This window comes from Acinetobacter sp. VT 511 (assembly GCF_001077515.1).
Lineage (GTDB): Bacteria > Pseudomonadota > Gammaproteobacteria > Pseudomonadales > Moraxellaceae > Acinetobacter > Acinetobacter schindleri.
This window is the reverse complement of sequence record NZ_LFRE01000094.1, coordinates 52768-71939: the sequence shown is the minus strand read 5'-3', so window position 1 is coordinate 71939 and position 19172 is coordinate 52768. Positions and strand designations below refer to the sequence as shown.

Below are 19172 nucleotides of genomic sequence, written 5' to 3'. Positions count from 1 at the left end.
TTAAATATTGATAAATTTATTTACATTTTGAACGTGAAAAATAACATTAATGGGGCTAGTATTTGGGCCTTTCAAAAGATATGAACGCCTGCTTAAGGGCGAGGAGTACTTGGTTTAATATGATTTATGATCATCAAGTGAATATGAGTGAAGTTCATGCTCCTGTTCAAGCGAACGTCATAATTCGTTCCCAGTCGGGACAAAATTCTAAACGTCAGCCTCAGCGTAACAGCTCTGAATCAGCTCGTAACACAAGTTCTGAATCACGCAAGACTTTTAGTGCGATGAATGGCCAGCGTTTTAATATTGAAAAATTCACCAGTTATCTGCAAGGCATTACCCGTAGTACCAGTACACAGAAATGTGCGCGCAGTATTCGTATCGGCTTGCAATCTTCAGGTGCAAAAATTGTGAATCATCCTGTAGCAGCAGCTGACTGGGGCAGTACCTTACAGAAATTGGGCTACCGCAAAATCAACCTGTCATTTGACCGTCCGAAAAAGGGTGATATCTATATCATTGACCGGACTTCCAAGCATAAGTACGGGCATATTGCAGCATACTCAGGTTCTGCATGGGTATCGGATTTCAGACAGTCAGGTTATGCGGTTTATCGTAATTCTGATGTGAAATACACTTATTACCGCCTGGATTCTCACCTTTAAGCTAGAAGCTGAAAGTAGCATTTGCGAAATGGCTCAATCTTCGAAGCGTTTCGCACGATTCCCGTAAATAGACAGGATAAATAATCCAAGCGCGCTGAAGCCAATGCATTGAATGCCTAAAGCTATCTTGTGCTGTTCAGGCAGATAACCAAACAGGGTGATCAGGGCAATCAGCGGAATACAGAAAAACAGTCGTGTAAAACCTTCCCGATAGGGATTCTGCTCAGGCAGTTTCAAGGCGACTGTACGTAAGCCATGACTCAGCATCCCAATTGCCAGACTGATGCCGACAAATATTGCATTTAGTTTTGCAAAGGTAGAAGCGTAATAAATCACTGCACAGGTGGCGATACAGACGATCAGCCTGATCTGGCGTGAGCAGCGTTCGGAATACCAGTAATTAAGCATGAGGCGGTGGAGTGTCCGTGTTTTTATGCATTAAAGACAGTGGCGAAAACAGGCAGATAGAAATTGCCATAAAGCCAATGCCCTGCGCACCTGCAACCAGGATCTCGCCATCTTTCATATTCATGAAGACTAATGCCAATAATAGGGCAATTGGAATCCAGGTCAGTATGCGATAGAACAAGCCTGTCGGATTCTTTGCAGCAAAATGAATTTTGCAATAACGGCAGATCAGGAAAATAATTCCAGTACCGGCGAACATCAGAATCGCATCCAGCGGTAAAGGTTCTATCCAGTACAGCACTGCTGTCAGTACGGCAATCACGATAAAAATCAGTAATTTTTTAATGACAGAAATTTGCGGATTAAACCAGTATTCAAGCATGGCAACCGTGAAGATCCAAAAGAGTTGATCTGCACTTTAGCATATTTCAGATATAAAAAAGCGAGGCAGATGCCTCGCAATATGTTCAGGATGTTTTATACGTTTTTCTGTGGACCCCAGTCATAAATTTTTTTCTGGTAGGCATACCACATCATCCATAGGCCAATCAGAATCATTGGCAGGCTGAGGAATTGCCCCTTACTCATCCAGCCAATAAACAATTGACCATTGTCCGGTTCACGGAAAAATTCGACGATGAAACGTGCCAGACCGTAACCAATCAGGAAGAGCGCAGAAACTGCCATACGTGGGCGAGGTTTAGAGCTGAACCACCATAGTACAATAAACAGAATCAGACCTTCACAAAGTGCCTGATACAGTTGTGATGGATGACGAACCAGTTGGAGTGGATCGGTTGGGAAAATCATGCCAAAAGCAAAGTTTGGGTCAGTCACCTGACGACCATACAGTTCCCCGCCGATGAAATTACCAATACGGCCAAACATCAGACCGGTCGGTACACACGGCGCGATAAAGTCCAGAGTCTGGAACCAGGTCATGTTGTATTTTTTACACCAGAGTAGCATCGCCAGGATTACACCTAGGAAACCGCCATGGAAGCTCATGCCACCTGTCCAGATCTGGAACAGCCACAATGGGTCTGCCAGAAACTGGGAAAAACCGTAGAAAAATACATAACCAACACGGCCACCGATAATCACCCCAAGCGCCCCGAAGAAGATTAAATCCGAGACCATATCTGATGTCCAGCCGCGTTGTTTAGCGCGATACGTCGCCAGCCCCCAAGCAAATAAAAATGCCATCAGGTACATCAGTCCATACCAGTGGACCTGCAATGGCCCGAGCGAAATCGCTACAGGATCAATATTGGGATAGTTGAGCATGCATCTTCCTTTGTCTTTCTGTTTTGTCCTGATTTTAGCCTAAACTTGGGAAAAATGTTGTACATTCAATGTGTAAAGATCTAGAGCATCAATTATGTGTATCGTTGCCTTGGCCTGGCGTGTACTGGATGACACGCCACTTTGTCTGATTTCAAACCGGGATGAGTTTTATCAGCGTCCGACAGCCGCCCTGCATGCCTGGCAAAATAGCCCAATTATTGCAGGTCAGGATTTGCAGTCTGGTGGTACCTGGATGGGAGTGACTGCTGCGGGCCGTTGGGCAGTCATTACCAATTTTAGAGATGGGCAGGACCAAAAGTCTTATCCGACTTCACGCGGTCATATTCTTCAGGATTTTCTGGAATCTGAATTAACACCAATTCGGTTTGCCCAAGAACTGGAAAAAAAGCAATGTGACTATGCAGGCTTTAACCTATTTGTCGGTGATCGAGAGCAGGCGGTCTATATGAGCAACCGTGGTGAAGCACCGCAAGTGTTGGTACATGGTGTATATGTGGTATCCAATGGTTTGCTGACTGAACATTGGGAAAAGACCCGTCACTTACGCAAGCGTTTTACCCAGGAATTCCTGCCCATGATGCAGCATCCCGATATACCTGAGTCGGATCTTTATTATGCCGTCTGGGATATTCTGGAAGATGAACGCAAGATCATTCCCGAATTATTGCCGAAGACCGGGATCTCGCATGAAATGGAACAGCTGTTATCTTCGACCTTTATTCAAAGTCCAGTGTATGGCACGCGCTGTTCTAATTTCCTGCGAATGAAAACCGATGAATGGCAGTGGCTGGAAAAATCCCAGCAGGGTGAAACCGCAGGGCAGGTCGTTGTGCAAGTCATTCCGATCACTTCATAAATAACAGTATTGGTGATGATATTTATAAAAAGATCAGTTTAAACAGTGAACTCTGAAAACAGATAGGTATGATAGGATAAAGCCCATCTATCTACGCATTTTCAGCTTTCCTATGGCATTGCTCCTTCCGCTTATTTCATTTCTGATTGGATTCTGGGGCGTTCATTATTTAAAGTCGATCCGTCCATTCATGGCGGCCTTGCTGGCACGTCTTTTGATTCCCTTGATTGTCATTTACAACATGGTGTTTTATAAGTCGGGCAGTCTGTGGCTGATCGGTTTTAGTATCTTTAGCTCACTGTTTCTGTTTGGCCTGTTCTTTCTTTTCTCCAAAGATAAATTGCGGGCATTATGTTTTAGTTATTTAAATGGGGTCTGGCTTGGCTTTCCTTTTGCCTTAGCTGTATTTGGTCCGGATGCCTTAAATACTATTGTTGCTCTTTATATTGGTGGTTCCTTATTTGGCAATGTCAGTGCAGTAGTGGCAGTCAGTGCTGAAAAACAGGCTCCCCAATTCATTATTAAAAATATGCTGAAATCCCCGCCAGTGATTGCGCTTTCTATTGCAGCGATTCTGTCTTTCTGGGATTTTAGTGCCTATGAAGCACATCCAATGATTCAATGGGGCTATGCCGCGAACAAGTTTCTGGTGACTTTTGCCGGTATGTGTATTCTGGGGATGTGGCTGAGTAAAGTCAGGATTCAACTGAGTGATTTAAAACGCAGCTTGATCTTGATCAGCGGTCGTTTTGTGCTGGCTCTAGGTCTGGCAGCAGGGGCTTATTTCTTGTTACCGATTCCACATCAAGCCCTGACATATGCCGTGATGATGATGTACTTCCTGCTTCCACCCGCAGCTAATATTGTGGCACTGGAAACCCATTATCAAGGTACGGGTTATTCAGCGAAATATATTGCTTCAGGAACGATTGCCAGTGCGATCTTGATCGGCGTATATGGAGTGGTGGTGCATGCGTTGGTGCCGGGTTTATAAAAATATCAGAAAAGTCCTTTTCCCCGAGAGAGAATAAGATGCATTTTAAATCCCTTACCCCAGCCCTCTCCCAACGGGAGAGGGAGCCATGAGAGATGAAACTTACTTTTCCAGACTCGCTTTAAATAGCTGCATTGCCTGACCACGGTGACTAATTCTATTTTTTTCTTCCTTGCTCATTTCCGCACTCGCAATACCCAGTTCAGGTAACCAGAACAGCGGATCATAGCCAAAGCCATTTTCACCACGGGCTGCTTCCAAGATCTCACCTTTCCAGATGCCCTGGAAGATTTGTGGTAATGGGTCTTCGGCATGTTGAACTAAGGCCAGTACACACACAAACATGCCTTCAATCGGTTCACCGTCGTTACGCAGTGGTTTCAGGTCAGCCAGTAGTTTTTCATTGTTCGCTGCATCATCACCATGTTCACCCGCATAACGTGCAGAGTAAATCCCAGGTGCACCGCCCAGAACTGGTACACAAATCCCTGAATCATCAGCAATCGCAGGTTTGTCAGAAATACGTGAGGCATGACGCGCCTTGATAATGGCATTTTCAACAAAGCTCAAACCATCTTCAATTGCGTCTTCAATATGCAGCTTACCTTGAGGAATAACTTCAACTGGAAGTTTGAGTTCTGCAAACATCTTTTCAAATTCTGCAATCTTGCCTTTATTATTACTTGCCAGTACCAGTGTGCCTTGGGATAACCAGTCAGTTGCAGCCATGTTAAAACTCATTATTAGATAAAGAATGGGCACTATTTTAGCAATGGATGAAGAATTTGCGGCAATAAAAAAGCACCCGAAGGTGCTATTTATACCATTCAGCTTATTGTGCCTGAATCCATCTGTCAGCACGATCACGTGCCTGACGGATCTGTTCCTGGGTCAAGTTGGCTGCCAATGCAGTTTTCTTGCCTTCAGATAAAGTAATCACTTTATTGTCCAGCATGCCGTCACGGGTAGAGAGTTCATACCACTGGTAAGCACCCATATAGTTTTTCTTTTTCTCTTCCATCATCGCCAGGTTAAAGCTGGCACGATTATCACCACGGCTGGCTGCTTTTTCAAAGTACTGGCGAGCCAGCGTTTCATCTTTCTTGGTGCCAATACCATCTGCCAGCATACGGCCTACATTCAATTGAGCAACTGCCAGACCTTGATCGGCTGCTGCTTTATACCAGGCAAAAGCCTGACGTTCATCTTTCTGAATGTCTTTGCCATACTGGTATTTGGTTGCTAAATAGAATTGTGCACCTGGCTGTCCTGCCTTCGCTGCCTTAATCAGGCTATTAATGTCCATGATGGAATATTGTGCGGCCTGACTTGCGACAGAAGGTGTTGGAGCAACATAGTCTGCATGGGCCTGAAAGCTAAAAAGTCCAGCCAGTAGCGTCGTACTTAGTAATAATTTTTTCATAGAGCGCTCACTCGATAAATTGCGACTTCACCAAACAGATTAGGGAGGTGCTTGCTGAGCATGCTGCCTTGTTGATTCCCATTCACAGCGAGTCGGTTAATAATTTTGATGTTATTTTCCGCGCAAAGTGCTTCAAAGTCACGGAAAGTACATAAGTGGATGTTCGGTGTGTTATACCACATATAGGGTAAAGCTTCCGAAACAGGCATTTTCCCTTTTAGTGCCAGGAAAGAACGAGTCTTCCAGTGCGCAAAGTTCGGGAAAGTAATAATCGCCTGTTTACCCACTCGCACCATATCACGCAATAAAACGTCTGGTGCATCTACAGCTTGCAAAGCCTGTGCCATGACAACATAGTCAAAAGACTGGTCTGCAAAACGACTTAATCCCAGATTTAAGTCTTGCTGGATGATATTTAACCCACGACTGACTGCAATTGCAATCTTTTCCTGATCAATTTCTAATCCGTATGCACGAATATTGTGCTTTTTGCTCATATGAGCCAGTAATTCACCGTCGCCACAGCCCAGGTCTAGGACGCGTGAACCCGGTTTAATCCAACGTTCTGCTAGTTGTTGATCAATACGCATTACACAGCCTCCTTCGGGGTTGATTTTAACAGTTCTTCACCACCCAGGAAGGCACGCAATGACTTCACATACAGTGGAATCGGGAACAAGAAGGAGTCATGGCCTTGCTCAGCATCAATATCCAGATAGCTGACAGGCTTATGATTGGTAATTAAGGCGTCTACGATTTCAACAGAACGTGAAGGCGAGAACCGCCAGTCAGTTGTAAAAGAGACCACCAGGAATTTACATTTGGTTTGGGCCATTGCCTTTACCAATGACTGTTGATATTCACGTGAAGGATCAAAGTAATCCAGCGCCTTGGTCATAATCAGGTAAGTATTGGCATCAAAGTTCCGGCTAAATTGTTCACCTTGATAGCGCAAATAGCTTTCGACCTGGAACTCCACATCGAAACCATACATAAATTTACCGGATTTTAAATCACGACCAAATTTCTGCTTCATGGCTTCTTCAGACAGGTAGGTGATATGACCGACCATACGTGCCAGAATCAGCCCACGTTTTGGATAACTATCGTGTTCCAGATAACGGCCATTATGGAAATCCGGATCTGACAGAATTGACTGACGTGCGACTTCATTAAAGGCAATGTTCTGTGCAGATAATTTAGGTGCGCTGGCAATAATCACACATTTTTGCAGACGATCTGGATAATCTACCGACCATTGTAATGCCTGCATACCACCTAATGAACCACCGATGACGGAATACCACACATCAATGCCGAGACGGTCAGACAGCATGGCTTGGGTTTTCACCCAGTCACGTACAGTCACTAGAGGAAAATCAGGACCATAAGGGCGATTGTCATTTTCAGGGTTCGGAGAAGTTGGACCTGTTGAACCATTACAGCCACCAATATTATTCAGGGCAACCACAAAAAATTTATTGGTATCAATTGCCTTGTTTGGACCAATACAGGCATCCCACCAGCCTGGTTTTTTATCATCTTCATGATGATAGCCAGCAGCATGATGATGACCGGAAAGGGCATGACAAATCAGAATGGCATTGGACTTATCGGAATTGAGTTCGCCATAAGTTTCAACCATCAGTTCAAAACGGGGGAGGATGCGACCGCATTCAAGCTCTAACGGCTGTTCGAATTGGAACTTTTGTGGGACAACAAGGCCCACTGAGTCAGCTGGAAAAGACACGGGAATGATTCGCCTTAAATCTTTAGTATGAATAAATAAAAGGATACCATTTGCAGGTATCCTTCTAAAGTCTTTTTAGTGCTATGAATTATCGCTAATTCTAATACCGTGTCTAGACGGCAGCAGCAATCACCTGTTCAGTGCTTAACACACCCTGGTCAATCAGGCGGTTGGTACATGCGATAATCGCTTCAATTGAAGAGGTCACAATGTTGTCGTGGACACCAGCACCAAAGGCGGATTTACCGGTACCTTTCACTTGCAGTTCAACCAATGCCAAGGCTTTGGCATGTGCACCAGAACTGATGCTACGTTCTTCATAGTTCAACACGTCAATTGGCAATTGTAATGCATCCAAAATCGCAGAGATTGGACCGTTACCTTCACCACGTAAGCGCTGAGTTTCACCATTGACTTCAACATCTAGCTCAATCACCTGGTTGCCATTTTCATCTGACAATTTATAGTTCTTGGCAGCGTAGTGTGCATCTTTGGCATCAACATAGGTATCTTTGAATAAGGTCCAGATCGCTTGTGCTGAAATCTCAGTACCATCTTCATCGGTTTTTTGCTGCACGATTTGCGAGAATTCGATCTGTAAACGACGTGGTAAAGTCACGTTATAGTTCGATTCTAACAAGTACGCGATACCACCTTTACCTGACTGTGAATTCACGCGAATCACGGCGTCATAGTCACGACCCAAGTCTTTTGGGTCGATTGGCAAGTACGGCATATCCCAGATTTCTTGGTTTTTCTGGAATTCGAAGCCTTTTTTGATCGCATCCTGATGTGAACCTGAGAACGCTGTAAACACCAAATCGCCCGCATATGGATGACGTGGATGTACAGGCAAACCGGTACATTCTTCAACAGTCGCGATGATTTCGTTAATGTTCGAGAAATCTAATTCTGGTGCAACACCTTGGGTATACATGTTTAAGGCAATTGCCGCTACGTCCACATTACCGGTACGTTCACCATTGCCGAATACACAACCTTCGACACGGTCAGCACCCGCCATAATCGCCAATTCAGACGCTGCAATGCCACAGCCACGGTCATTATGACAGTGAACTGAAATGATCACGCCGTCGCGACGCTCAATGTTGCGGTGCATCCATTCCACCTGGTCGGCATACACGTTTGGTGTAGAGACTTCGACAGTGGCCGGCAAGTTCAAGATGACTTTGTTGGTCGGAGATGCTTCCCAGATTTCAGTCACTGCATCACAGACATCTTTCGCGACTTCTAATTCAGTTGCAGAGAAACATTCAGGGCTGTACTGGAAGATAAATTCAGTTTCAGGCTGTTTCGCTGCATATTCTTTTACTTTTTGCGCTGCATTGATCGCTAACTGTTTCGCACCTTCAACATCCACATTTAACACTTTTTGACGGAAGGTCGGTGAGTTCGAGTTATAGATATGCACAATTGCGCGTTTTACACCTTGTAAAGATTCGAAGGTACGTGCAATCAAATGATCACGTGCCTGAACCAATACTTCAATATAAACGTCATCCGGAATATGACCTTCTTCAATCAATTTACGGGTGAAGTCGAAATCAATTTGAGATGCAGACGGGAAGCCAATTTCAATATGTTTGAAACCGATTTTCACCAACATCTGGAACATTTTGAACTTCTGCTCGATGTTCATTGGCTCAAAGATCGCCTGGTTACCATCACGCAGGTCAGTACTCATCCAGATTGGCGCTTTAGTGATTTCATTGTTCGGCCATTGACGGTCTGGTAAGTCCACACGTTGATACATGCGACGGTATTTTTTACTTGGATCAGCCAACATCATGAGAGAGCTCCTTAGGTAGCCTGGCAGACTCGCTTGGTGCAGCAGTTGCTCAGTCTACAGTATAGATTTTGTCTATATATTCGTTTACAGGCAGGTGTGGATAAATAAGATCAATCCTGTATTTTTTAAAGTCTTGATCATCAGGATCGACCAGACACCTGCATGGTGAACCTATAAGATTAATTTTAGACCAGAAAACGTGAAAAGTTTTTGCTTTTTCTATGGATTTTAGTCGTATCTTAAAAAAGATTTTCTTATAAAGTTATTAATTGGGAAAATATTTCTTTGATCTATTTTAAATTTGTTGTATTTTTTCTGTGATTAAGCAATAGGGCTAAAATATTTCTTTATATGATAACTTTGTTGAGAAGTTTTGAACAATCTATAAATGAGATTATTCTGGTGAAAAAATAAGGAACAGCCTGATGAATTCAGACTATCCCTGAATCTGATGATAATTGGCTAGCTCAGTATTTAAAATGTAGGCCTAATACAGCACTGAGACCTTCGGCTTCAGTTGCATAGTGGGAAGAATAGGCTTTGGTAAAATAACGTGTGTCGGACAGGTTATTCACATTTAGCTGTAGATCTACATTTGAATTGACCTGATAACGCGCCATGGCATCGTAACGGACATAACCTGGAACAAATTTGGTATTGGTAGCATTGCCATATACTTTGTCCATTGCCACCGCACCGGCACCCAGTGTCAGTTGGGGCATGACCTGATAGGTTGTCCACAAGGTTGCACTGTTTTCCGGTACGTTCTGCACCTGATTGCCATCATTAGTAGCAGTACCATCATCAACGATTTCACTGTCCAGATAAGTGTAGCCTGCAGAAATTGCCCATTTGTCAGTGACATTTCCGTTGATACCTAGCTCAATTCCATCAACACGAGTCTCTCCGATATTACGGGTAGTACCATCAGCATCGGTTGAACGGGTATTGGTTTTTTCAGTACGGAAAATGGCGGCGGTCAAATTGAGTTTGTCTTCCAGAATGTCCCATTTAGTCCCCAGTTCCATAGTACGGACTTTTTCCGGTTTTAAATTTTCAATAGCTACAGTAATACTTTCGGAACCATCACCGCCATCGATGCCAACCGGATTTGAGGAAGTGGCATAGCTGATATAAATACTGCCATTTTCTCTTGGCTTAAAGACCAGACCGGCCTGATAGTTAATAAAGTCATCTTCATTTTCAAGGGTGAGCTGATCACCTGGAACGGCTGTAATTGGCGTATTGTTAGCGCCTGTCACCGCATTATTGAATCGTCCATAGGTCAAGATTTGCTGGGTCTTATAGTCATCCCAGCGCACACCCAGATCCACAATCCATTGCGGATGCAGTTCGATGCTGTCCAGGAAGTAGATCGATTTGGATTTGGTCTCAATATGATAACTGTCTGCACCATCCGTACTAATCGTTCCCGTCCAGGTACTCCGATTTGGATTGTCTACAGAGGTACACCAGCCTAAGGCCACATTGGCAGGAGTACCACAGGCTGCATAGGAACTGCCAGTCGCATTCAGACCGTTAATAATATATTGGGTACGCTCAGTATCCTGATCCGAATATTCTGCACCCAGATTAAAGCTATGCTGGATGATACCGGTGTTGAATTTACCGGTTAAAGCCAGCAAATCAGTAAAGGTATCGGTATCTGCGATACGTGAATTGGCCCGAGCCCAGACATTACCATTTAAAATGAAGTTTCCGCGTGAATCATCAGGATTGGTCCAGAGGTAGTCATTTTTAGAACGGTTAAATACCGCCGTATTGCTGAGGGTTAAATTGTCATTTAGATCATGTTCCAGCTTGAGGGTGCCAATCTGGTTTTCCTGTTTCTGGAAATCACGATCTTTCCAGCCATAATACTGCCCTTGTTTAACGTTGATCGGTTTACCATTGCCATTTAATGGCCGGTTATCAGGGTTATTTCCAGTAGGTGCCCCAAACGGATTATTATAGGGAATGCCTGAGTCTGGAATATCATCTGTTTTTAGATAGTAATAACTCAAAGTGCCACGTGTTGCACTATCCAGACCAAAACTGAAGCTAGGTGCAATACCCGCACGTTGGTATTCTGTACCGTCATGCTGTCCCGCTTTTTCATTTTGATGGCCCATGACAGCTATACGAGCCGCCATACCATTATCAAAGTCCTTGTTAGCATCTAAAGTGATACGTGCATACATGTCTGTGCCACCTGTGATCGTGCCTTCCAGTGCATCTCCCTGTTTCGCCACTTTTGAAATCAGATTAATACTGCCGCCAGTGGTGCCAGCGCCGCCCATGGCAGAGGCAGAACCTTTGGTGACTTCAACCTGCTCAACGGCAAACATTTCCCGGTTTTGTGAAGTCGAATTCCGTACACCATCCACATACATCGAACTTTCCGAGTTATAACCCCGAATAAAAGGCCGGTCCCCATTTGGATTACCACCTTCTCCCGCGCCTAGGGTAATCCCCGGCACAGTACGCAAAGCATCTGCCAAGGTCGTAACCTGGGTATCTTCAATCAGTTGCTGAGGGATCACAACCACAGATTTCGGGGTATCCAGGAGAGGGGCAACAAATTTGCTATTTGCCGACTGATCGATTTTTAAACTTGGCACAGCTTCCATTTGCACTTCCTGACGGATGGTTTCAAGCTGCACCACGTTTTCTTGGGCAATTGCATGTGCGGATGCAAGAGAAAGGGAAGAAATGATTGCTGAAGAAACGATTTTTTTACGAGATTTTATCTGGCTCATCATAGTTCTTTTTTATTTTTAAGTTTGGATTCGCAAATAATAATTATTATTGTTATCGTTGCTATCCTTTCTGAATTGATATTGGCGATGAATAAAATTTAATCAATTTTAAAAATAGATGAAAGGGTTAGAGGGTGGAGGATTAACTCTATGTTTTTGTTATAAATTGATAAAATATAGGTCTAGTTTAGTTTTAATTGATAATAATTATCGAGATATAAAATATTTAGGATGGTCTTAAATAATAGTTCAAGAAGTAGAACATAGCACTTCCGACTTCTTGAAACTTCATCTTTATTTTCAAATAAATATCATCATTCAATTCTATTCAACACACAGCCCGGCTGAATTTCAGCTACTGTGGCTGTTCCCATTAGCGCCATGGTGATTTCAAATTCTTCTTTGAGGATTTTAATCACATGTGCTACGCCTAAAGCTCCGGCAGTCGCCAGTCCATAAATATAAGGACGGCCAATCAGCACCGCAGAAGCACCTAAGGCAATCGCCTTGAAGATATCCGAACCACGGCGAATACCGCCATCATAAAGCAGAGGAAAATCTGCTGGCACCACCTTTTTAATCAGTTGTAGGGCAATCAGTGGAGAAATACAGGTATCTAGTACCCGGCCGCCATGATTGGAAATGATCAGGCCTTTTACCCCATGCTGAATCGCCAGCTGGGCATCCTGAGGATGCACGATGCCTTTTAGAATGACCGGTAAATAGGTCTGCTTTACCATCCAGGCAATATCTTCCCAGGTCGGAGCAATTTTCATCAGCCCATGAAAGACCGGATGATCACCTTCTTTTAATTCTGGCAGGGGAATATGTGCTGGTGTATGCGGGTGCTGCATGTCTTTCGGTAAATGGAAAAAAGCACGACGTTCACGATCACGGATGCCGGTATGTGGTGAATCCACGGTAATTACCAGCGCCGTATAATGGTGTGCTTCAGCCATTTTCACCAAAGCCAAAGATTTTTCCCGATCACCTTGCCAGTAAAGCTGGAACCATTTGCGAGGATTATCCTGCTTGAGTGCCCGCATATCGGTATTAGTAAAAGTGCTGAGAATGATATTGCTGCCCATGACTTCTGCAGCAAGCGCTGAAGCTGTTTCAGCCTCAGGATGAAATTGTTGCTGGTGTCCAATCGGTGCCAGGAAAATCGGATGCGGAAATTTCTGTCCAAAAATTTCAATTTCAGTACTGCCTTGACTTAGGTCTTTCAACATTCGAGGTAATAACTGAATATCCTGAAACTGCTGTAGATTATCCCGGACACTGACTTCATCCATAGAACCACCTTGCAGATAATCCCAGACCATACTGGACAGATGTTTTTTTGTCTCCATTTCATAGTCGGCAATGGTTTGTAAGTAGGCGGGAATCTGGGTCAGTGGTGCGATTGGGTCCTGCGACATTATAAGTCACCCCATTGACGAATCAGGTTGTGATAATGATGGGTCAGCTGCAAGACTTCTTGCGTATCGCCAATTTGCTGACGCAGTTTGATAATGGTCATATCCAGATCAAATAGCATGCTACGTTTGGCATCTTCCCGAACCATACTTTGAATCCAGGTGACAGCTGCTATACGTTTGCCTTGAGTCACCGGTTCAACCCGATGCAGACTGGTCGATGGATAGACAATCACATCTCCAGCATCCAGCTTGACTTCATGGCAGCCATATTGGTCTTCGACCACCAGCTCACCACCTTCATATTCATCGATTTCAGATAAAAACAAAGTCAGTGACACATCAGTGCGAATAGCCTGTCCAAGCAGGGGAGAGTAATGAATGGCATTATCCACATGATTGCCATAGTTACCAGAATCCTGATAGCAGTTAAACAGGGGCGGCAAGATATGTTTCGGCAGTGCAGCAGAAGTAATTAAATGATGGTTTTTAAGTGCCTGTAAAATGATCGGGCTAATCTGGCCATACAGGGCAGATGAAGAATCCAGTTGCAGGTTCTTTTTGATTTTCTGTGCCTGACTCCCGGCACTGAGTTGTCCATTGATCCAATGTTCTGAGGTATCAAGTTGTTGTCTCAGTTCGGCAACTTGTACTTTGTTTAATACTGCCGGGATATGTAACATCATTTTAAAAGCATTCCTGCAATTGAAAATATCGTGCATTCAAGAGAATACACGATATTGGTAAGTAGAGATAAAGGCTGAATTAAAATTTATAATTTAAGGTTAAAGCTGCTGAACGTGGTTGACCCAGGATCATACGGCCACCCCCGTTATTCAGTGTGCTGATGTACTCTTTATCTGTCAGGTTATAGACATTCAGGTTTAAAGAAGCACGGTCATTAAAGGTATATCCGGCCATGGCATCAAATACCACATAGCTTGGAATGCTTGGCATATTGGCTGTTGCAGTACTATCGGTAATCACACGTTTTTGCTCATCCACATACCGCGCGCCCAGACCCAGTTTTAAACCAGAAATGTTATAAGTGGTCCATAGGGAAGCCGTCCATTCAGGTGACCAGCGCACGCTATTGGTCTGGGTTATTGCCCCTGTATTGGCATTGACACTGAGCTGGTCTTTTTGCTCGGTTTTCATATGGGCTACGCCAGCTGAAATATTCCAGGCATCGGTAATTTTACCGACAGCACCCAGCTCGGCTCCCTTAACCACAGTTTTACCTTCCTGAATAGACTCGCGGGTAATCGGGTCTTGAGTGAACTGGTTTTCATTTTCGGTACGGTATACCGCAGCATTTAAAGCCAGGTTACCCTCCAGTAAATCCCATTTGGTCCCGATTTCATAATGATGGGTTTCTTGAGGATCAGCAGCCGAGCTGTTTGCTCCTGTAGTTGAAAGGCTAAAATTGTTGCTACCTGGAGGTGTCAGGGACTTGGCATAAGAGGCATAGACACTGCTATAGGCTGTGGGCTTATATAAACCAGCAAGCTTCCAGCTGAATAAAGTATCATGTGCTTTTAAATCTGTTCTAGTTTCAGTCACTGCCAAGGTATTGCTGTCGGTTGAGTAACCCAATGCATCGTAATTGGTATCATAATAGTCGATACGGACTCCACCGTTTAACTGGAAGCGTTCACCAAACTTGAGCGTATCAAAAAGATAAGCTGCCGCCGTCTGGGTTTCGCCATCAGAATATGCACCCGTATAAACAGGGTCCGGTAGATTCTGGTGACGGTCAGGATGATATAGATTCGCAGGTGGGGTGCTGTTGCTTGGTTGTCCCGGCATTTGTGTAGCCAGCGTTCTAGAATATTGCCGCTCTTTTAATAGCTCTACGCCAGCGACCATATCATGTTCTACTGAACCAGTTTTGACATTCCAGTTGATCGTACTCTGATTAGCTAGAATTTTATTTTCCTGATCTACCCCTTGTCGCGAACGGCTGACTGTCCAGTCTTGAGGATTAGTAGAGTCGTTTCTTGAAATCGTATTAATCCCTGTCAATGTGCGCTGCATCTGGGTATTGCCCAGACGGGTAATATTGGTAAATTTCAGATTTTCAGCCCAGTCACTTTTGATTTTGGCTGTAAACACGTCAGCATTAATATCTTCATGGTCATCTGCGTGACCATAATAATTTTCACGATCCACTTTAGCTGCATTGGCAATCAGCGGGTCTGCATTCCAGAAACCTTTCATGCCAATAGTCGGAATACCGCCATCCGGGATATTACGCTGACGAATGTGTTGTGAGTAAAGATATAAACGAGTATCGCTATCCAGACCAAAGGCGATGGAAGGAGCAATAGCCCAGCCTTTATTTTCGATATAATCGCGTCCTTCCACACCGCCATCTTGTCCCATCGCATTCAGGCGAATGGCGACGCTATCATTAATGGCCTGATTAATGTCGGTAGCAAGGCGTGTATGTTCTGCCGTGTTATAGGTTGCAGACACTTCACGGCTGTTTTCCAGATGAGGCAGCTTGCTGACCAGATTCACATAACCGGATGCTGTACCACGTCCACCCTCTGCACCTGCCGGGCCTTTTACAACTTCCACCTGCTCCAGATTAAATACATCACGATTCACAGCGCCCAGATCACGAATACCATCCAGATAGGTCGAGCTTTGAGTTGAAAAGCCGCGCATCTGGAAAGCATCGCCAGCACTGGTATTGCCATTTTCACCCAGTTGCAAGGTAATTCCTGGTGTATTACGCAGAGCTTCAACCAAGGTAGTCGCACCTTGTTCTTTTAATAAATTTTTGTTGATAATCGAAACAGTTTGCGGCGTATCTACCAAAGCTTGGCTAGATTTAACGGAGCTTAATTGATCTACTTTATATTCACTTACAGTTTTGTTTTTAACCGTAATTTCTGGAAGCTGAATAACGCCTTCATTGGTGGTATTATCCGCATGAGCGATGAGAGGCAGAGTTGCAGCAAGTGCGACCAATGAAGTTTTGTAATGATTTTTCCGGCTTTTGATATGCGCCATATTGCAGAATTCCTGAATTAAATAATATTTCCCTTACCACCTTGATATGCTCGAGTTCATCAAATAGCAGCAATTATGGAGTTATTGTTATGGCCTTTAACAATTTTGCGAATTGTAGTGATAATAATTATCATTAACAATATTGAATTTAGTCATTGTTATAACTTTGTGCATGGAATTACTGTTTAAATTTTAGAATTTGATTCAGGATTTCTATAGAAAAAAGGTAAGGTCTATATTTGCTTGAGGTTTTAAGCCATGACTTAAATAAGATAACTAACAGGTGTTAAAAACAGTATGTTCAAGTAGTCCTTGATATATAGGACAGAAATAAAGATAGCCTCACAAATGAGGCTATCTTTAAATAGGGAAGAAGCGAAAACTTAGTATTTAAAGTTTAGAGAAAGGACTGCGTTACGGCCTTCTGCTTCAGTTGCATAGTGAGATGCATAAGCTTTAGTGAAATAACGTTCATCAGATAAGTTATTTACATTTAACTGCAGGTCAACATTTTGATTCACATTATAACGCGCCATTGCATCGTAGCGAACATAACCTGGAACGTATCTGGTATTGTCGGCATTACCGTAAACTTTATCCATGGCAACTGCACCCGCACCAACTGTGAAAGCAGGGGTTAGGTCATAAGTCGTCCAAAGTGTCGCAGAATTTTTCGCAACATTCTGAACCTGGTTACCATCATTGGTACCTGCACCATCATCAACAATTTCACTGTCTAGATAAGTATAACCAGCAGATACAGCCCATTTGTCAGTGATATTGCCGTTCGCTCCAAGTTCAAAACCGTCCACACGTGTTTCACCAATATTACGGGTAAAACCGTCGGTATCAGTAGCGCGAGTGTTAGTTTTTTCAGTACGGAAAATAGCAGCCGTTAGATTTAATTTATTATTAAATAAATCCCACTTCGTGCCCAGTTCCATGGTGCGAACTTCCTCAGGTTTAAGGTTGTTCATGGCCTGAGCTTGTGCTTCAGTGGTATTACGTCCAGGTACAGAAAGTCCTTCTGAACCATCAGCAGCGTCTACACCCACTGGATTAGCAGAAGTTGCATAGCTTGCATAAATACTGCCATTCTCAGTTGGCTTAAATGTTAGACCTGCCTGGTAATTAAAGAAATCATCATTAGTACCAAATTTTGTTCCAGCTGGAATTAAACTACTGCCAGAGCCTGACTCTTTGTTGTAGACCTGCTCAGTATCAAATTTATCCCAACGCACCCCAAGATCTAACAGCCATTGAGGGTTAATCTCGATGTTATCTAAGAAATACACCGATGTATTTTTAGTAGTTGTAGTAGAAATTGCACGATTTGCAGAAGTTGAACCTAACCAGGGATCATTTGAGTTCGGGTTATCAGCACTTGTACACCAATAATTTGAGGTAGCATTGGTAAATGTATTACATGCTTTGCTTCCACTAAGGTTAGCTGGAAGAGTAGAGCTTGCCGCCTGCCCTAAATCTGTAAGTAAATAATTTCCTTTGTCAGATTCTTGCTTAGAATATTCGGTGCCTACATTAAAACTATGCTTTAGTGTACCCGTATTAAATTTACCGGTTAATGAAAGCTGATCGCTAAATGTATCTGTGTCAGTAATACGGGTATTTGCACGACGAACCACTTGTCCATTGGCAATATTTAATTTGGAATCATCTGGCTGAGTCCAGACATAATCATTTTTAGATCGACCATAAACAACCGTGTTACTAATGGTTAGATCATCTGTTAAATCGTGCTCTAACTTTAAAGTACCAATCTGGTTTTCCTGTTTCTGGAAGTCACGATCCAGCCAACCATAATAAATACCTTGTTTAGCATTGAGTGGTTTGCCTACAGCAGTTTGAGTTGCTGAATTCCAGTAAGGCACACCAGAATCTGGTGTATCATCAGATTTTAAGTAGTAATAGCTTAAAGTCCCACGAGTAGGGGTATCTAGACCAAAACTAATACTTGGCGCAATACCGGCACGTTTATATTCAGCACCGTCTTTCTGACCTGCTTTTTCGTTTTGATGCCCCATGACAGCTACACGTGCTGCAACACCATTACCAAAATCTTTATTACCATCTAAGGTAATACGTGCGTAGCTGTCCGTGCCTCCAGCAACAGAACCTTCTAAAGAATCCCCTGCTTTGGCAACTTTAGAAATCATGTTAATGCTACCACCAGTGGTCCCTGCACCACCCATAGCAGAAGCCGAACCTTTGGTGACTTCAACCTGTTCTACAGCAAACATTTCACGGTTTTGCGAAGTTGCACTACGAACTCCATCTACATACATTGAGCTTTCAGAGTTATAACCACGGATAAATGGACGATCACCATTCGGGTTGCCACCTTCACCGGCACCAAGGGTAATACCCGGTACAGTACGTAAAGCGTCAGCAAGAGTAGTAACTTGAGTATCCTCAATCAGTTGTTTAGAAATCACAGATACTGATTTCGGGGTATCTAATAAGGGTGTAACAAATTTTTTATTGGCAGAATTATCTACTTTTAAGCTTTGTTGTTTTTCAGCAGCAATTTCTTGATGAATAGTTTCAAGTTGAACAACTTTTTCTTCAGCAACAGCGTTCACTGCGATCATGGAGAGGGAAGAAGCGATTGCAGAAGAAACGATTTTCTTACGTGACTTGATGAATGACATGGAATACTTGAATCGTGTAATTTATGATGTGCGAATAATAATTATTCTTATTTGTTTAATGTTTGTTTTTGTTATTGGTTTTGGCAATGTT

The 19172-nt window shown here is 43.4% G+C and carries 16 protein-coding genes; 3 read left to right on the top strand and 13 right to left on the bottom strand.

Going from position 1 to position 19172, the window contains the following annotated elements; all coding sequences use genetic code 11:
• Nucleotides 1-119: 119 nt before the first annotated feature.
• Nucleotides 120-665 (top strand): CHAP domain-containing protein, encoded by a 546-nt coding sequence (locus ACS72_RS14845; protein ID WP_004890200.1) that lies wholly within the window; start codon nucleotides 120-122, stop codon nucleotides 663-665.
• A gap of 33 nt (nucleotides 666-698) precedes the next feature.
• Here ACS72_RS14845 and ACS72_RS14840 read toward each other — a convergent pair whose 3' ends face one another.
• From ACS72_RS14840 to lgt, 3 genes are all read right to left on the bottom strand, one after another.
• Nucleotides 699-1073, bottom strand: a complete 375-nt coding sequence (locus ACS72_RS14840) for a hypothetical protein (protein ID WP_048882527.1) — start codon at nucleotides 1071-1073, stop codon at nucleotides 699-701.
• Nucleotides 1066-1455 carry a hypothetical protein gene (locus ACS72_RS14835; protein WP_048882526.1) on the bottom strand — a complete coding sequence of 130 codons (390 nt, stop codon included), beginning with the start codon at nucleotides 1453-1455 and terminating at the stop codon, nucleotides 1066-1068. The genes ACS72_RS14840 and ACS72_RS14835 overlap by 8 nt, the downstream gene beginning before the upstream one ends.
• A 95-nt stretch (nucleotides 1456-1550) precedes the next feature.
• A complete protein-coding gene (lgt, locus tag ACS72_RS14830) occupies nucleotides 1551-2360 on the bottom strand; it encodes a prolipoprotein diacylglyceryl transferase (protein WP_004813235.1) in 810 nt (269 codons plus the stop codon).
• Between the two features lie 94 nt (nucleotides 2361-2454).
• Between lgt and ACS72_RS14825 the strand changes: the two genes are divergently transcribed.
• On the top strand, nucleotides 2455-3237 hold the full coding sequence (locus ACS72_RS14825; protein ID WP_048882525.1) for an NRDE family protein: 783 nt from the start codon (nucleotides 2455-2457) through the stop codon (nucleotides 3235-3237).
• Between the two features lie 112 nt (nucleotides 3238-3349).
• Nucleotides 3350-4231: a permease gene (locus ACS72_RS14820; RefSeq protein WP_008302038.1), complete on the top strand. Its 882-nt coding sequence runs from the start codon at nucleotides 3350-3352 to the stop codon at nucleotides 4229-4231.
• Nucleotides 4232-4333: 102 nt separating this feature from the next.
• Here the strand turns inward: ACS72_RS14820 and rdgB are convergent, their stop codons facing one another.
• The 10 genes from rdgB to ACS72_RS14770 all read right to left on the bottom strand — a co-directional run bounded on the left by rdgB (nucleotide 4334) and on the right by ACS72_RS14770 (nucleotide 19081).
• Nucleotides 4334-4960 carry an RdgB/HAM1 family non-canonical purine NTP pyrophosphatase gene (gene rdgB / locus ACS72_RS14815; RefSeq protein ID WP_005220894.1) on the bottom strand — a complete coding sequence of 209 codons (627 nt, stop codon included), beginning with the start codon at nucleotides 4958-4960 and terminating at the stop codon, nucleotides 4334-4336.
• Between the two features lie 103 nt (nucleotides 4961-5063).
• Nucleotides 5064-5654 (bottom strand): tetratricopeptide repeat protein, encoded by a 591-nt coding sequence (locus tag ACS72_RS14810; RefSeq protein ID WP_004813225.1) that lies wholly within the window; start codon nucleotides 5652-5654, stop codon nucleotides 5064-5066.
• Entirely contained in the window at nucleotides 5651-6244 is a 594-nt protein-coding gene (metW, locus tag ACS72_RS14805; protein WP_004890183.1) for a methionine biosynthesis protein MetW, read from the bottom strand. Before metW ends, ACS72_RS14810 begins: the two co-directional genes overlap by 4 nt.
• The gene (locus tag ACS72_RS14800) at nucleotides 6244-7404 is read right to left on the bottom strand and encodes a homoserine O-acetyltransferase (RefSeq protein WP_048882524.1); all 1161 of its coding nucleotides are present in this window, start codon (nucleotides 7402-7404) and stop codon (nucleotides 6244-6246) included. The genes metW and ACS72_RS14800 overlap by 1 nt, the downstream gene beginning before the upstream one ends.
• A gap of 112 nt (nucleotides 7405-7516) precedes the next feature.
• Entirely contained in the window at nucleotides 7517-9214 is a 1698-nt protein-coding gene (gene leuA, locus ACS72_RS14795) for a 2-isopropylmalate synthase (RefSeq protein WP_008302031.1), read from the bottom strand.
• A 467-nt stretch (nucleotides 9215-9681) separates the two neighbouring features.
• Nucleotides 9682-11973, bottom strand: coding sequence for a TonB-dependent siderophore receptor (locus ACS72_RS14790; RefSeq protein ID WP_048882523.1), 2292 nt, complete (start codon nucleotides 11971-11973; stop codon nucleotides 9682-9684).
• 314 nt (nucleotides 11974-12287) lie between these two features.
• Nucleotides 12288-13394, bottom strand: coding sequence for an alpha-hydroxy acid oxidase (locus tag ACS72_RS14785; protein ID WP_048882522.1), 1107 nt, complete (start codon nucleotides 13392-13394; stop codon nucleotides 12288-12290).
• A complete protein-coding gene (locus ACS72_RS14780; RefSeq protein WP_048882521.1) occupies nucleotides 13394-14077 on the bottom strand; it encodes a Fe2+-dependent dioxygenase in 684 nt (227 codons plus the stop codon). Before ACS72_RS14780 ends, ACS72_RS14785 begins: the two co-directional genes overlap by 1 nt.
• A gap of 79 nt (nucleotides 14078-14156) precedes the next feature.
• Entirely contained in the window at nucleotides 14157-16412 is a 2256-nt protein-coding gene (locus ACS72_RS14775; RefSeq protein WP_048882520.1) for a catecholate siderophore receptor Fiu, read from the bottom strand.
• Between the two features lie 383 nt (nucleotides 16413-16795).
• Nucleotides 16796-19081 (bottom strand): TonB-dependent siderophore receptor, encoded by a 2286-nt coding sequence (locus ACS72_RS14770; protein ID WP_048882519.1) that lies wholly within the window; start codon nucleotides 19079-19081, stop codon nucleotides 16796-16798.
• Between the last annotated feature and the right edge of the window lie 91 nt (nucleotides 19082-19172).

Excerpts from the sequence above, each read along its gene's own strand:
- ACS72_RS14845 (WP_004890200.1), top strand. The coding sequence starts at position 120 with ATGATTTATGATCATCAAGTGAATATGAGTGAAGTTCATGCTCCTGTT.
- ACS72_RS14840 (WP_048882527.1), bottom strand. The coding sequence starts at position 1,073 with ATGCTTAATTACTGGTATTCCGAACGCTGCTCACGCCAGATCAGGCTG.
- ACS72_RS14835 (WP_048882526.1), bottom strand. The coding sequence starts at position 1,455 with ATGCTTGAATACTGGTTTAATCCGCAAATTTCTGTCATTAAAAAATTA.
- lgt (WP_004813235.1), bottom strand. The coding sequence starts at position 2,360 with ATGCTCAACTATCCCAATATTGATCCTGTAGCGATTTCGCTCGGGCCA.
- ACS72_RS14825 (WP_048882525.1), top strand. The coding sequence starts at position 2,455 with ATGTGTATCGTTGCCTTGGCCTGGCGTGTACTGGATGACACGCCACTT.
- ACS72_RS14820 (WP_008302038.1), top strand. The coding sequence starts at position 3,350 with ATGGCATTGCTCCTTCCGCTTATTTCATTTCTGATTGGATTCTGGGGC.
- rdgB (WP_005220894.1), bottom strand. The coding sequence starts at position 4,960 with ATGGCTGCAACTGACTGGTTATCCCAAGGCACACTGGTACTGGCAAGT.
- ACS72_RS14810 (WP_004813225.1), bottom strand. The coding sequence starts at position 5,654 with ATGAAAAAATTATTACTAAGTACGACGCTACTGGCTGGACTTTTTAGC.
- metW (WP_004890183.1), bottom strand. The coding sequence starts at position 6,244 with ATGCGTATTGATCAACAACTAGCAGAACGTTGGATTAAACCGGGTTCA.
- leuA (WP_008302031.1), bottom strand. The coding sequence starts at position 9,214 with ATGATGTTGGCTGATCCAAGTAAAAAATACCGTCGCATGTATCAACGT.
- ACS72_RS14790 (WP_048882523.1), bottom strand. The coding sequence starts at position 11,973 with ATGAGCCAGATAAAATCTCGTAAAAAAATCGTTTCTTCAGCAATCATT.
- ACS72_RS14785 (WP_048882522.1), bottom strand. The coding sequence starts at position 13,394 with ATGTCGCAGGACCCAATCGCACCACTGACCCAGATTCCCGCCTACTTA.
- ACS72_RS14780 (WP_048882521.1), bottom strand. The coding sequence starts at position 14,077 with ATGATGTTACATATCCCGGCAGTATTAAACAAAGTACAAGTTGCCGAA.
- ACS72_RS14775 (WP_048882520.1), bottom strand. The coding sequence starts at position 16,412 with ATGGCGCATATCAAAAGCCGGAAAAATCATTACAAAACTTCATTGGTC.
- ACS72_RS14770 (WP_048882519.1), bottom strand. The coding sequence starts at position 19,081 with ATGTCATTCATCAAGTCACGTAAGAAAATCGTTTCTTCTGCAATCGCT.